The following is a 14,054-nucleotide window of genomic DNA, read 5'->3' on the forward strand; positions in this document are numbered from 1 at the left end:
GACGTCGGCCTTTTTTACAGTGCGGTTTCGTGGGTCACATCAGAACAGCTCGTGACTTTCACCGTTATCCATAATGGTGGTACCCACATCATGAACCGAATATTCGGTTGGCTGGGTGCCATTGATGAAGTACTCCTGACGGGTGTTACCCCCCTCCATTTGCCAGCTTGCCGGTGCTGCGATCAATCGTCACCGTGACCACACCATCCGGCGGCGTTAACGGCTGCACCGGTACGCCATCCAGCGCACTCTTCATGTACTCATCCCATGCCGGTTGCGCGCTCTTCGCACCGCCTTCATAGCCCGAAATCTGATCGGGAATGGCACCGGAGAGCGTGCTGCGGCCCAGATTGCGGCGCGCATCATCAAAGCCGATCCAGACTGAGGTGACCACGCCAGGGCCGTAACCCGAGAACCAGGCATCTTTCGAGCTGTTAGTGGTACCGGTTTTACCGCCGATATCATTACGCTTAAGGTCACGCCCGGCACGCCAGCCTGTTCCCATCCAGCCCGGTTCGCCAAAGATGTTACTGTTCAGCGCGCTCTTGATCAGGAAGGTGAGCGGGGTGTTGATCACGTGGGGTGCATATTGCTGCTCACCCTGTTGTGCCTGAGCGGGAACCTGCTCCAGTTCAGGCTGAGGAACGGCCTGATTCTGGTTGTTATTTGAGGCTGCAACGTTCTCGACGCTCTCTTCATTCAGAGCCAGTGCTTTTTTGGTCTCGCCATAGATCACTGGCAGATTGCACTGCGGGCAGGCGATCTTCGGTTTCTCTTCAAATACGAGGCCGCCCTGTTCGTTCTCAATCCGGGTGATGAAGTAAGGATCGACCAGGAAGCCGCCATTCGCCATCACGGAGTAGCCGCGCACCACCTGTAACGGGGTAAACGAGGCCGCACCTAATGCCAGCGATTCGGTGTGAACAATGTTCTGAGCCGGGAAACCAAAGCGCTGCAGATACTCAGCGGCGTAATCCACGCCCATCGCACGCATCGCACGCACCATCACCACGTTTTTCGACTGGCCTAAACCCTGACGCAGACGAATCGGACCATCGTAAGTTGGCGGTGAGTTCTTGGGACGCCAGTCAGCACCCGCACCCGCATCCCAGCGTGAAATCGGCACATCGTTAAGGATTGAGGCGAGCGTCAGCCCGCGATCCATTGCGGCGGTATAGAGGAAAGGCTTGATGTTAGAGCCGACCTGACGCAGCGCCTGGGTCGCACGGTTAAACATGCTCTGGTTAAAGGCAAAGCCGCCTACCAGCGCGCGCACCGCACCATCATTCGGATCCAGCGAGACCAGCGCCGAGTTCACATCCGGCACCTGGCCCAGCCACCACTCATCACCCACTTTGCGCACCCAGATCTGCTGGCCGGCCTGCAATACCTGCGTCACGCTTTTCGGCGTCGGGCCCTGCACGGTGTCAGACTTATAAGGACGCGCCCAGCGCACACCCGCTAATGCCAGCGACACATTGCTGCCATCTTTCAGCATCACGGTCGCTTCATCGCTGCGCGCTTCGGTTACGACTGCCGGATTGAGCGGACCATAGACCGGCAGCGTCTTCAGCGCTTTCTCAATCCTGGTCTGATCCCAGGCCGGTTCACCCACTTTCCACAGCACACTGGTCGGGCCGCGATAGCCATGACGCATATCGTAGGCCATGACGTTATTGCGAACTGAGGTCTGCGCGGCTTCCTGCAGGCGACGGGTCACGGTGGTGTAGACCTTGTAACCGTCGGTGTAGGCATTCTCACCGTAGCGTTTCACCATCTCCTGACGCACCATCTCGCTGAGATAGGGGGCAGAGAAAGCGATTTCCGGACCGTGATACTTCGCGACCAGCGGCGTATTACGCGCCTCATCATACTGCTGCTGCGTGATGTAATGCTGATCCAGCATACGCGCCAGCACCACGTTGCGGCGCGACAGGGCACGACTCGGCGAGTAAAGCGGGTTAAAGGTGGAAGGGGCTTTCGGCAGACCGGCAATCATCGCCATCTCACTCAGCGACAGCTGGTCAACCGGCTTACCAAAATAGACCTGTGAGGCTGCGCCAACGCCATAAGCACGGTAGCCGAGGTAGATCTTATTCAGGTAGAGCTCAAGGATTTCATCTTTGTTCAGCAACTGCTCAATGCGGATCGCCAGGAACGCTTCCTTTATTTTACGCATCAGGGTGCGTTCCGGGCTCAGGAAGAAGTTACGGGCCAGTTGCTGAGTGATAGTACTGGCACCCTGCGAGGCGTGACCGGAGACCAGCGCAACGCTGGCCGCACGGAAAATACCCACCGGATCAACACCATGGTGCTCATAAAAACGGCTATCTTCGGTCGCAATAAACGCTTTCACCATCACAGGTGGCACTTGCTGCAGAGTCAACGGAATACGGCGCATTTCGCCATACTGGGCGATCAGATCGCCATCGGCGCTGTAAACCTGCATAGGGGTTTGCAGACGCACATCTTTCAGCGTGTTTACGTCGGGCAGCTGTGGCTCTATGTATTTGTATAAACCATAAATCGAGCCAGCTCCCAACAGGATGCAACACACTGCAAGGATCAATAAATACTTTACGAACTTCACCTGGAATTTCCCATCTGTTGTCGTTTGAGCAGTTTATAAACAACCGCGCGGTAGTATAAAGGCAAGCCAGACGCTTTGATATGTCCATTTTCCCGGACGATAAGGAGATCGCGCGTATGGCTTTTCATACCTGGCAAATTGGGCTGGATATTCAGAATAGGCAGATTTGCGCCCTGGCCCTCCAGCCTCGTCGTGATGGCTGGCAGCTACGCCACTGGTGGCAGCAGCGGCTGCCGCAAGATACGTTAAGAAACGGCGTGCTGCAATCTTCGCCTGAATTACTGGCGGCCTTAACGACCTGGCGTCAGCGGTTGCCACGCCGTTATTCGCTGCGGGTCGGACTGCCAGCCCAGCTGGTGCTGCAGCGCCAGCTTCCCCTGCCTGCGCAGTCGCTGAAGGAGCCCGCGCTGGGGCACTACGTGCAGGCGGCCGCGCGCCGTCTCTTTCCGCTGGAGCCCGCTGCGCTGGCGCTGGATTACCGGCCGGATGTGCAGAGCGGGCAGCTCTGCGTCACGGCAGCGCGGCTGGAGATTATCGACCAGTGGGCGGCCCCCCTGTTGCAGGCGGGTTTAAAGCCGCAGGTGTTCGAACTGACCACCGAGGCGCTGAAGCGGTTAGCCCGGCAGGCAGCGCTGCAGGACGATGCGGTACTGGTTCTGCAGCAGGATAACCGCTGGCTCTGGAGCGATGCGCACACCGCTGCTGACACAGGCGAAGCCGCCACGCTGGAGGCACTGCAACGGCAGGCCTTTCCCGGGGCGCGTTCTGTCGCCTGGTGTACCGCAGAGCAGACGCCGTTGCCCGCAGACGTTAGCGCGTTTTCCCCTTTTGATCTGTTTCGTTATAAGCAGCCACCTTTGCCGGAGAATCCGGGCGCTTTTGCGCTGGCGGCCGGGCTGGCGCTGCGCGACGGAGATGAGTGATGGTCGCGGTTAATCTGCTGCCCTGGCGGCAGCGCCGTCGGCAACAGCAGCGGCGACAGAGCCTGGTCGTGCTGTCACTGGCGACTGGCGCCCTGTTACTGGTGGTGATGCAGCAAACCTGGCGGATCCAGCAGACGCGTCAGCAGGTGGCACAGGCGAGCAGGACGCAGCAGCAGGCGCTGGAAAGCCTGGGGCAGCAGTTAGCGCAACAAAAGCAGTTACTGGAGCAGCTCGCGGTCGTGCAAAAACAGCAGGTGAAGCATCGCCAGCAGGCTGCACAACTGGCCGCCTGGCAGCAGTTCTGGCTCGATTTACCCGCGTTGCTGCCCGACACCGCCTGGCTGACCCGGCTGGAGAAGCGCGACAACCGTCTGACACTGGAGGGGCGGGCACAGGATATGGCGGCAGTCCGACAGTTCCGCCAGCAATTAACCACTGTGGCCCTGTTTGGTCTGGTGAAGCAGGGCGGGGTTAAGCGTCAGGCTGATGGCCATTATCGGTTTTCACTGAGGGCAGAGATGCAGGAGGTGAACAGTGAGTGAATGGTGGGAGCGCTGGTGGCAGATGGCCGCTATTGCGCGCTATAGCTTGCTCGCCGCGCTCTTATCCGGTCTGCTGCTGCTCTCCTGGATCCTGTGGTTACGGCCACAGCAGCAGGCGCTCATTGCTGAACAGCATACGCTGTTGCAGTTGATCCGCACTCTGCAGCAGCGCCAGCACCAGTGGCGTCAGAACCCCGATAATGCACAGTTGCAGGCGCAGCTGCAGTCGATACAGATCGCGAGATCAGCATCTGCATCGGGCCGTGCAGTGGAAGAGATCCTGGCGGCACGCCGTAGCCAGCTGGATGAGTGGCAGCCGGACGCCCCCTCACGCATGCTGACGCTGCATCTGCAGTGGCCGGCGTTCCAGTCGCTTTTTGCCGAGCTGGCCCAGGCCTCCGCACCGTTTCCGGTGCATTTCCAGCTGCTGGCGCAGCCGCAGTACCTGGTGGCTCAACTCTGGCTGGAACCTGACGATGCGCCATAGTCTGCTGATTTTACTGTTGTGCTGTGGCGGCGTGCTGGCGCGCGATCCGTTCCGGCCTGTAGCCGGTTCCGTCTGTGAGGCGACAGTGGAACCGCTCACGGGCTGGCGTCTGCAGGGGATTATTGGCCGGGAGGCGCATTTCCATGCCTGGCTGCTGACCCCGCAGGGAGAGAGTATTACGGCCCGCACCGGCAAGCCATTTCCATTCGCACCCTGGCAACTGGCGGATATGACCCGCCGCAGCCTCACCTTAGCGGTGCCGAATAGCTGCAACGCACAACAGGCCGCATTTTATTTAAAAGGACGTTCGCATGATAATGATAACCACTCTGCTGCTACTAAGCTGCCTGCTGCCGGTTTACGCCGCTGATGAGGAGCCTCTCAGTCTGACTTTTGATAACGCCCCGGTAGAGCGTATTTTGCAGGCGCTGGCTGACTATCAGCAGATCAATCTGATGATTGCGCCAGAGGTTGAAGGTTCGTTATCGCTGCGGCTGGATAACCTGCCCTGGCATCAGGCGCTGGACCTGGTGGCGCGCATGGCAAAGCTGACGCTGGTTGAACAGGATAATGTCCTGCTGGTCTATCCGGAAAGCTGGCAGCAGGCTCAGCAGCAGGCACGTGAGGCTGAGCAGCAGTCGCAGTTGCAGCAGGTTCCTTTGCAACAGCGCGCTGTGATATTGCGTTATGCCAGCGCCAGCGAGGTATATGCCAGCCTGCTGAGTGAGCGTCAGTCGCTGATGACACCGCGCGGTAGCGTGACGGTCGACAAACGCACCAACGCATTGTTACTGCGCGATAGTGCGGCGGCTTTAAAAGAGACGGAGCGCTGGATACGGGCGCTGGATCTGCCACTGGAACAGATTGAGCTGTCAGCCCACATCGTTACTATCAGCGAGGAGCATCTGCAGGAGCTGGGCGTGAAGTGGGGATTGCAGGCGGGGGACGCCGCCGTAACAGATATCCTGCATCATCCCCGGCTGGATGTTCCGCTGGCGGTGAGTTCACCTGGCATCAGCGTGGGTATGGCGCTGGCGCGCATCGGAGGGCAGCTTCTGGATCTGGAGTTAAGTGCGCTGGAGCAGGAGAACCAGATTGAAATCATCGCCAGTCCGCGCCTCTTTACCTCACATCAGCAGACCGCCTCGATTAAGCAGGGCACAGAAATTCCTTATGAAGTGTCGGCAGGAAACAGCGGTGCCACCAGTATTGAGTTTAAAGAAGCGGTACTGGGTATGGAGGTGACACCGACGATTTCCGGCAATGGTCGCATCCAGCTGAAGATCCATATCAGTCAGAATATGCCGGGTCGCAGCATCAGAACCGGCGATAGCGACATATTATCCATCGATAAACAGGAAATTGAGACCCAGGTCACGGTCAGTGACGGGCAAACACTGGCGTTAGGCGGTATCTTTCAGCAGCAGCGCACCCGCGGACAGAATCAGGTGCCGCTACTGGGAAATGTGCCGCTGATTGGCGGGTTGTTTCGCCAGCAATCTGATCAGCGCAAAAAAAGAGAGCTGGTGATCTTCATTACACCGCGATTGGTCAGGGAAGCAGCGCTTACGGCTGGATAAAACGGAAAATGCGTCCCTTAAGGCCATCTGCGTTGACGCAGGAGAGGAATTAGCTTACAAGGTTTAGCGATTTTCAATACGGTGTAACCGTCTATGCTGGGTAAATCCCGGCAAACAGATCAGAAAACTCCTCTGTACGCAGCGTTGTAAAGACGCAGCGCTGGCGCGTTACAGTTTCGCGAACACAGGCCAATTCAGAAATGGATGTGCTGAAGGCAATATAATCGGTTGCCAAACAGCCTTGAGTGTTGAGATAATTTTTCATCTGACTCTTGCTAACGCTCATGAGGTCTCAGTTCCTGTCCCGCCAGCAAATGCTGAACGCGGGGTATCATTAACGAATTCTTAGTAATACCGACAAAATGGCAGAGAAACGCAATATCTTTCTGGTTGGGCCGATGGGTGCCGGCAAAAGCACTATTGGCCGTCAGTTGGCTCAGCAACTCAACATGGAGTTCTTCGATTCCGATCAGGAAATTGAGCGACGCACCGGAGCGGATGTGGGCTGGGTTTTTGATGTCGAAGGCGAAGCTGGCTTTCGCGATCGCGAAGAAAAAATCATTAACGAACTGACCGAGAAGCAAGGCATCGTCCTGGCGACAGGCGGTGGTTCCGTCAAATCCCGGGAAACGCGTAATCGTCTCTCCGCCCGCGGTGTTGTGGTTTATCTTGAAACCACCATCGAGAAGCAACTGGCGCGCACCCAACGTGACAAAAAACGTCCGTTGCTGCAGGTGGATTCACCGCCGCGTGAAGTGCTCGAAGCGCTGGCTGGCGAACGTAACCCGCTCTACGAAGAGATCGCCGATGTAACCATTCGCACAGATGATCAGAGTGCGAAAGTGGTGGCGAATCAGATTATCCACATGTTGGAAAAAAGTTGATCCAACGTTCGAAGGCTCCTTAACAGGTATCGGGCATCATGGAGAAGATCACCGTCTCACTGGGGGAACGCAGTTACCCCATCACTATCGCTGCCGGACTGTTTAACGATCCGGCTTCTTTTTGGCCGCTAACCGCGGGCGAAAACGCCATGGTGGTGACAAACCAGACGCTGGCTCCGCTTTATCTTGACCAGCTGACGGCGCTGCTGACGGCGGCAGGTGTAAAAGTGGATCAGGTGATCTTACCCGACGGCGAGCAATATAAGACGCTGGCCGTGATGGATCAGGTTTTTACCGCGCTCCTGCAAAAGCCGCACGGTCGTGATACGACGCTTATCGCCTTAGGCGGCGGCGTCATTGGCGATCTTACCGGTTTTGCTGCGGCCAGTTATCAGCGTGGCGTACGCTTTATTCAGGTACCGACCACCTTACTGTCGCAGGTCGACTCTTCGGTTGGCGGCAAAACGGCCGTTAACCATCCGCTGGGCAAAAACATGATCGGCGCGTTTTATCAACCCGCGTCGGTGGTGATTGATACTGCCTGTCTGCAGACGTTGCCCGCGCGCGAACTGGCGTCGGGTCTGGCGGAAGTGATTAAGTACGGCATCATCCTCGACGGTGCGTTTTTCCAGTGGCTGGAGCAGAATCTTGATGCCCTGCTGGCGCTGGATGAACAGGCGCTGGCGTACTGCATTCGTCGCTGCTGTGAACTGAAAGCCGAAGTCGTGGCCGCCGATGAACGTGAAAACGGTCAGCGGGCGTTGCTGAATCTGGGCCATACTTTTGGTCATGCGATTGAAGCACACATGGGCTATGGCAACTGGCTGCACGGTGAAGCGATTGCAGCGGGCATGGTGATGGCGGCACGCACGGCTGAACGCCTGGGGCAGTTCCAGGCACAGGAGACGGACCGCATTATTGCTCTGTTCCTGCGTGCCGGTTTGCCGGTACATGGGCCGGAGGCGATGAGTGCGGAGATGTATCTGCCGCACATGATGCGCGATAAGAAAGTTCTGGCGGGCGAATTGCGGCTGGTACTCCCGCTGTCGATTGGCCGCTCTGAAGTGCGTGGTGGCGTGGCACATGATATGGTGCTGGCTGCAATTAATGATTGTCAGCAATCCTGAGATTAAGCAGTTGAGTGGTGACGCGGCGCGCAGGGTGCGCAGTGCGGAATGCCGCTTTACGGAGGAGGCAAAATGGATGAGTTTAAACCGGAAGATGAGTTAAAACCTGACGCCAGCGATCGCCGTCCCTCGCGCCCTCGTAAGTCGTCTCCCGCAGCCAAAATACCGGTTTCGCGCCAGCGCATCATGATGGGTGTCGGGATCCTGGTTCTGCTGTTACTGGTACTGGGTATTGGTTCGGCGCTGAATGGCCCGGATGAGAAAAAACCTGCGACTGCGGGCAATACGCCTGCCGCTGGCGGCGGTTCCGGCAGTGAGAAGAACATCGACCTGGCTGGCTCCTCTTCCATGTCAGGTGGACAGACGACGCCAACCGGCGGGCAGACCACGCCAGCTACCAGCGAAAATAACGCGGCGACCAGCGGTAATGCTGCGTCTGACCCGCAGCGCGACGTCTCAATGCCGCCTGTGGCTTCAACGCCTACGCAGGCCGCCCCTGTTGAGACGCCAGCAAATCAGCAGCGTGTCACGCTGCCGGGCGATCTGAACAGCGCGCTGAGTAATCAGCAGCAGCAGGTCGACAGTGCCGCGATGGGCACGCAGGGTGGCAGTTCACTGCCAACAGCCCCTGCCACGGTCAGCGGCAATGCCGGAACGGCTGCGAATCCGGTTACGGCCCCTGCAGGCCGTCAGACGCCAAACAAATCAAACACTTCTGCCCGTCCGGCGCACGATTCATCGCATAAAACTGCTTCGAAGCCTGCAACCCGTGACAGCAAAACACATACCACGCCAGCACGTACGCCAGCCCCTTCTGCTCCGGCCACTGCGGCGGCAGGCAGCAGTTCAGCCAGCAAATCATTGCCAGGCGGCAGCTATACCCTGCAGCTGAGCGGTGCATCGAAGGCGGAAAGCCTGAATGCCTGGGCTAAGCAGCAGAATCTGAGTGGGTATCACGTCTACAAAACCACCCGTAACGGTCAGTCGTGGTACGTGCTGGTGAGTGGTTCCTATGCCACACCGGCTGATGCCAAACGCGCGGTAGCCTCACTGCCTGCCGAAGTGCGTGCGAAGAACCCGTGGGTTAAACCAGTAAGCCAGGTGAAGAAAGAAGCCAGCCAATAGCGGATGTGGGGCCAGTTTCTGGCCCCGTTTTAAGCGCAGATCTGCTGTCGGTCCAGCCACAGCCTCACAATAAGATGTAATAACCACGACAGCATGAAAAAAAATCGCGCTTTCCTGAAATGGGCAGGGGGAAAATTTCCCTTAGTAGAAGAGATCCATCGCCATCTGCCGCAAGGCGACTGTCTGGTAGAACCCTTTGTTGGCGCGGGTTCGGTGTTTCTGAACACTGAATTTGATCGCTACCATCTGGCTGATATCAACAGTGACCTGATTAATCTCTATAACATTGTTAAAACGCGCACGGCGGATTTCATCCGTGACGCGCAGCTGCTGTTTACGCCGGAAAGTAACAACGAGATCTGTTATTACCAGCGTCGCACCGAATTTAACACCAGCACCGACGCCTACCTGCGCGCGCTGTTGTTCCTCTATCTGAACCGTCACTGTTACAACGGCCTCTGTCGCTATAACCTGCGTGGCGAGTTCAACGTGCCGTTTGGCCGCTATCGCAAACCCTACTTTCCGGAAGCAGAACTGTTATGGTTTGCCGAGCGTGCGCAAAAAGCGACGTTTGTCTGTGAATCGTACGATGTTACCCTGACCAATGCCGGTAAAGGCTCGGTAGTCTATTGCGATCCGCCTTATGCGCCGCTGTCGGCAACGGCCAATTTCACGGCTTATCACACCAACAGCTTCAGCCTGCGTGAGCAGGAGAACCTGGCGGCGTTAGCGGCAAAGCTGGCTTCGTCGGAGAACCGGATACCGGTACTGATTTCTAACCACGACACTGCACTGACGCGTTTATGGTATCAGGATGCAGAGTTACATGTGGTCAAAGCCCGGCGTTCTATCAGCCGAAGCATAACGGGTCGCACCAAGGTCGACGAACTGCTGGCACTTTATAGCTAGTCTGTTTCGTCCGCGACCAACGCATTACGCCAGCCTGCGTGCTGGCGCACAACAGTGGGAGAATCGGATGAAACAATATTTGCTGGCCCCTTCAATCCTTTCGGCGGACTTTGCTCGCCTGGGCGAAGACACAGCCAAAGCGCTGGCGGCCGGAGGTGACGTGGTTCACTTCGACGTGATGGACAACCACTACGTGCCTAATCTGACCATGGGTCCGATGGTGCTGAAAGCACTGCGCGACTATGGCATCACTGCCCCCATCGATGTGCATCTGATGGTGAAGCCGGTAGATGCGCTAATCCCTGATTTCGCCAAAGCGGGTGCCACCTACATCACCTTTCATCCCGAAGCCAGCGAACACGTTGACCGCACCCTGCAAATCATCAAAGAGCATGGCTGCAAAGCGGGTCTGGTGTTTAACCCGGCGACCCCGCTGAGCTACCTCGATTACGTCATGGATAAGCTGGATATCATTCTGCTGATGTCAGTGAACCCTGGCTTTGGCGGTCAGTCATTTATTCCTGGTACACTGGATAAACTGCGTGAAGCGCGCAGACGTATCGATCAGAGCGGTTACAGCATTCGTCTTGAAGTGGATGGCGGCGTGAAGATCGACAACATTGGCCAGATCGCTGCCGCCGGTGCCGATATGTTTGTCGCCGGTTCCGCGATCTTCGGTCACCCTGACTATAAAAAAGTGATCGACGATATGCGCAACGAACTGGAGAAGGCCAATGGCTCATTTCACTGATATTCGTGCGCTGGCGTTTGATCTTGATGGGACACTGGTGGATAGCGCACCCGGCCTGGCCGATGCGATTGACCGCACGCTGAACGATCTCCGTCTGCCGCAGGCGGGCCTTGAGCGTGTCTCAACCTGGATTGGCAACGGCGCGGATATCATGATGGCCCGCGCGCTGACCTTCGCGCTGGGCCGTGAGCCGCAGCCGGAAGAGCAGCGTGATGCGCGGGCACTGTTTGACCGGCATTATGCCGATACCGTGGATGCGGGCAGTACGCTGTTTCCACAGGTAAAGCAGACGCTGGCCGCCTTAAAGGCCGCCGGGCTGCCGATGGCGATAGTCACCAACAAGCCGACGCCGTTTGTGGCACCGCTGCTGGAGTCGCTTGGCATTGCTGATGCGTTTTCGCTGATTATCGGTGGCGACGATGTGCCGGTTAAAAAACCGCATCCTGCGGCAATCTTTATGGTGCTGGGTACCTTTGGTGTGTTGCCGAATGAGTTGCTGTTTGTCGGCGACTCACGCAATGATATCCAGGCGGCGCAGGCGGCGGGCGTACCCAATATCGGCATGACCTTTGGCTATAACTATGGCGAGCCGATTGCCACCAGCCAGCCCGATTTAACCCTCGACTCTTTCGACGAACTTTTGCCCGCTCTGGGGCTGTAAATATCAGGACATAAGTATGAAACCCATCGTTTTCAGCGGCGCACAGCCGTCCGGCGAACTGACCATTGGCAACTATATGGGAGCGCTGCGTCAGTGGGTGCAGATGCAGGATGATTTCCACTGCATTTATTGCATCGTTGATCTGCACGCGATCACCGTGCGTCAGGATCCTGTTGCACTGCGTAAAGCGACGCTGGACACGCTGGCGCTCTATCTGGCCTGTGGTATCGACCCGCAAAAAAGCACCATCTTTGTTCAGTCGCATGTGCCAGAGCACACGCAGCTGAGCTGGATCCTGAACTGCTATGCCTACTTCGGTGAACTGAGCCGCATGACGCAGTTCAAGGATAAATCAGCGCGTTACGAAGAGAACATTAACGCCGGTCTGTTCGACTATCCGGTGCTGATGGCGGCTGACATTCTGCTCTATCAGACCCATCAGGTGCCGGTGGGTGAAGATCAGAAGCAGCATCTGGAGCTGAGCCGCGACATCGCGCATCGCTTCAATGCGATTTATGGCGATATCTTCAAAGTACCAGAGCCGTTGATTCCGAAGTCTGGCGCGCGCGTGATGTCGCTGCTGGAACCGACGAAGAAGATGTCCAAGTCTGACGATAACCGCAATAACGTGATCGGCCTGCTGGAAGATCCGAAAGCGGTCGTGAAGAAGATTAAACGCGCCGTCACCGATTCTGAAGAGCCGCCAGTGGTGCGCTACGACATCAAAGAGAAAGCGGGCGTCTCTAACCTGCTGGATATTCTGTCGGGCGTGACCGGTAAAACCATCGCCGAGCTGGAGCAGGAGTTCGAAGGCAAGATGTATGGTCACCTGAAAGGCGCAGTAGCCGATGCTGTGTCGGGTATGCTCTCTGAGCTGCAGGAGCGTTATCACAGCTTCCGCAACGATGAAGCACTGCTGGAGCAGGTGATGCGCGATGGCGCGGCCAAAGCACGCGCACAGGCGCAGGAAACGCTGAAGAAGGTGTATCAGGCGGTAGGCTTTGTCGCGATGCCGTAATGGCTGAGCAGACAACCAGGACGGCGGGCATTGTGCCCGCCGTTTTTATTTGCCGGACTCAGAACCAGCGCAGACTGTCACGCAGACTTACCACGCTGCCGATGATCATCAGGCTGGGGCTGGTCACCTGACCGGCTAACGCCTCCAGCTCGCTCAGTGTCCCGGTGACCACGCGTTGACGCGTAGTGGTGCCGTTTTCCACCAGCGCTACCGGCATATCGCTGCGCATACCGTGCTTTATCAACTGCTGCTGAATGTCTCCGGCCTGCGTGAGCCCCATATAAAAGACCAGCGTCTGCTGTTCCGCCGCCAGCGTCTGCCAGGCGAGCGAGCCCTCTTTCTGCAGATGTCCGGTAACCAGTCTGACGCTCTGCGCATGATCGCGGTGGGTCAGGGGAATACCGCTGTAAGCCGCACAGCCCGATGCGGCGGTGATCCCCGGCACCACGCTGAACGGAATCTGCCGCTGCGCCAGCGCTTCCAGCTCTTCACCGCCGCGACCAAAGATAAAGGGATCGCCGCCTTTCAGCCGCACTACGCGTTTTCCCCGCTGCGCCTGTTCGCAGAGCAGCTGGTTAATCTCATTCTGCGGTACGCAGTGATGTCCGGCGCGTTTCCCGACAAAAATGCGCTCGGCATCGCGGCGCACCAGATTCAGGATCTCATTGGAGACCAGCCGGTCATAGACGATGACGTCTGCCTGCTGGATCAGCTGTAAGCCTTTCAGGGTCAGTAATCCGGCATCACCCGGACCGGCACCGACCAGCGCCACTTCACCCTGTTGGCGAAGGTCAGCGTTAAAGAGCTGGTGGGTAATCTGCTCCGCGCGTTCACTGTCGCCGTTGGCCAGCGTCTGGGCCAGCCGCTCGCTGTTAAAGAAGCGTTCCCAGAAGTGGCGGCGGGCACTGACAGCGCTGAATTGTTGTTTCACCCGCGTGCGCAGGGTGCCTGCCAGCTGCGCCAGCTGGCCAAGGTGTTGCGGCAGCATCGCCTCCAGCTTCTCCCGCAACAGGCGCGCCAGTACCGGCGCGCGTCCACCGGAAGAGACGGCGACCATCAGCGGGGAACGATCGATAATCGACGGCATAATGGCGCTGGCCTGCTGCGGCGCATCCACCAGATTGCAGAAGATCTGCTGTTTTTCGGCGGCTTCAGCCACCTGCTGATTAACCGCATCGTCGCTGGTTGCGGCGACCACCAGCCAGCAGCCGGTGAGCCAGTGCGGATCAAACGCCCCTGGCAGCAGCGTGATGGTTTCCTGCTGCGCCCATTGCCGGAAGGCGGGGGAGAAATCAAGGGCACCGACCAGCAGCTCGGCGCCGGCCTCCAGCAGCAGGCGGGCTTTCCGCTCAGCCACGTCACCTGCGCCGACCAGCAGGCAGCGTCGGCCCTGCAGGCGGCAGAATAAGGGGAAGTAGTCCATCAGACGTCCTTAAAAAAGCCCGCGGAGGCGGGCT

Annotated in this window: 14 protein-coding genes and 1 pseudogene; 12 read left to right on the top strand and 3 right to left on the bottom strand. The window is 57.8% G+C overall.

What is annotated here, in order from left to right; genetic code table 11:
• Positions 1 to 39: 39 nt before the first annotated feature.
• Positions 40 to 2,590 (bottom strand): annotated as a pseudogene (mrcA, locus tag ACX8ZY_RS01800) (peptidoglycan glycosyltransferase/peptidoglycan DD-transpeptidase MrcA).
• A gap of 116 nt (positions 2,591 to 2,706) precedes the next feature.
• On the opposite strand from mrcA, the gene pilM reads away from it, so the two are divergent.
• The 5 genes from pilM to hofQ are packed head-to-tail and all read left to right on the top strand — an operon-like array spanning position 2,707 to position 6,122.
• Positions 2,707 to 3,513 (top strand): type IV pilus biogenesis protein PilM, encoded by an 807-nt coding sequence (gene pilM, locus ACX8ZY_RS01805; RefSeq protein ID WP_132499652.1) that lies wholly within the window; start codon positions 2,707 to 2,709, stop codon positions 3,511 to 3,513.
• Positions 3,513 to 4,055 (top strand): PilN domain-containing protein, encoded by a 543-nt coding sequence (locus ACX8ZY_RS01810; protein WP_158148945.1) that lies wholly within the window; start codon positions 3,513 to 3,515, stop codon positions 4,053 to 4,055. Before pilM ends, ACX8ZY_RS01810 begins: the two co-directional genes overlap by 1 nt.
• Positions 4,048 to 4,542: a HofO family protein gene (locus tag ACX8ZY_RS01815; RefSeq protein WP_158148946.1), complete on the top strand. Its 495-nt coding sequence runs from the start codon at positions 4,048 to 4,050 to the stop codon at positions 4,540 to 4,542. The genes ACX8ZY_RS01810 and ACX8ZY_RS01815 overlap by 8 nt, the downstream gene beginning before the upstream one ends.
• Positions 4,532 to 4,912, top strand: a complete 381-nt coding sequence (locus tag ACX8ZY_RS01820) for a DNA utilization family protein (RefSeq protein WP_158148947.1) — start codon at positions 4,532 to 4,534, stop codon at positions 4,910 to 4,912. The genes ACX8ZY_RS01815 and ACX8ZY_RS01820 overlap by 11 nt, the downstream gene beginning before the upstream one ends.
• Positions 4,854 to 6,122 carry a DNA uptake porin HofQ gene (hofQ, locus tag ACX8ZY_RS01825; RefSeq protein ID WP_158148948.1) on the top strand — a complete coding sequence of 423 codons (1,269 nt, stop codon included), beginning with the start codon at positions 4,854 to 4,856 and terminating at the stop codon, positions 6,120 to 6,122. Before ACX8ZY_RS01820 ends, hofQ begins: the two co-directional genes overlap by 59 nt.
• 91 nt (positions 6,123 to 6,213) lie before the next feature.
• Here the strand turns inward: hofQ and ACX8ZY_RS01830 are convergent, their stop codons facing one another.
• Positions 6,214 to 6,387, bottom strand: coding sequence for a hypothetical protein (locus ACX8ZY_RS01830; protein ID WP_223265993.1), 174 nt, complete (start codon positions 6,385 to 6,387; stop codon positions 6,214 to 6,216).
• A gap of 97 nt (positions 6,388 to 6,484) precedes the next feature.
• Between ACX8ZY_RS01830 and aroK the strand changes: the two genes are divergently transcribed.
• The 7 genes from aroK to trpS all read left to right on the top strand — a co-directional run bounded on the left by aroK (position 6,485) and on the right by trpS (position 12,597).
• The gene (gene aroK, locus ACX8ZY_RS01835; RefSeq protein ID WP_003852989.1) at positions 6,485 to 7,006 is read left to right on the top strand and encodes a shikimate kinase AroK; all 522 of its coding nucleotides are present in this window, start codon (positions 6,485 to 6,487) and stop codon (positions 7,004 to 7,006) included.
• 38 nt (positions 7,007 to 7,044) lie between these two features.
• Entirely contained in the window at positions 7,045 to 8,133 is a 1,089-nt protein-coding gene (gene aroB / locus ACX8ZY_RS01840; protein ID WP_010253124.1) for a 3-dehydroquinate synthase, read from the top strand.
• A 72-nt stretch (positions 8,134 to 8,205) separates the two neighbouring features.
• Complete coding sequence (locus ACX8ZY_RS01845; protein ID WP_158148949.1) at positions 8,206 to 9,258, top strand: SPOR domain-containing protein; 1,053 nt, start codon at positions 8,206 to 8,208, stop codon at positions 9,256 to 9,258.
• Positions 9,259 to 9,351: 93 nt separating this feature from the next.
• Positions 9,352 to 10,167: an adenine-specific DNA-methyltransferase gene (dam, locus tag ACX8ZY_RS01850; RefSeq protein ID WP_022624047.1), complete on the top strand. Its 816-nt coding sequence runs from the start codon at positions 9,352 to 9,354 to the stop codon at positions 10,165 to 10,167.
• A gap of 67 nt (positions 10,168 to 10,234) precedes the next feature.
• A complete protein-coding gene (gene rpe / locus ACX8ZY_RS01855; protein ID WP_010253116.1) occupies positions 10,235 to 10,918 on the top strand; it encodes a ribulose-phosphate 3-epimerase in 684 nt (227 codons plus the stop codon).
• On the top strand, positions 10,902 to 11,579 hold the full coding sequence (locus ACX8ZY_RS01860) for a phosphoglycolate phosphatase (protein ID WP_010253114.1): 678 nt from the start codon (positions 10,902 to 10,904) through the stop codon (positions 11,577 to 11,579). The genes rpe and ACX8ZY_RS01860 overlap by 17 nt, the downstream gene beginning before the upstream one ends.
• Before the next feature lie 16 nt (positions 11,580 to 11,595).
• On the top strand, positions 11,596 to 12,597 hold the full coding sequence (trpS, locus tag ACX8ZY_RS01865) for a tryptophan--tRNA ligase (RefSeq protein WP_010253111.1): 1,002 nt from the start codon (positions 11,596 to 11,598) through the stop codon (positions 12,595 to 12,597).
• Positions 12,598 to 12,655: 58 nt separating this feature from the next.
• Here trpS and cysG read toward each other — a convergent pair whose 3' ends face one another.
• On the bottom strand, positions 12,656 to 14,020 hold the full coding sequence (gene cysG / locus ACX8ZY_RS01870) for a siroheme synthase CysG (RefSeq protein ID WP_421665190.1): 1,365 nt from the start codon (positions 14,018 to 14,020) through the stop codon (positions 12,656 to 12,658).
• Positions 14,021 to 14,054 lie beyond the last annotated feature (34 nt).

The sequence above is a fragment of the Pantoea sp. XAF26B01_ASV70 genome (assembly GCF_054512635.1).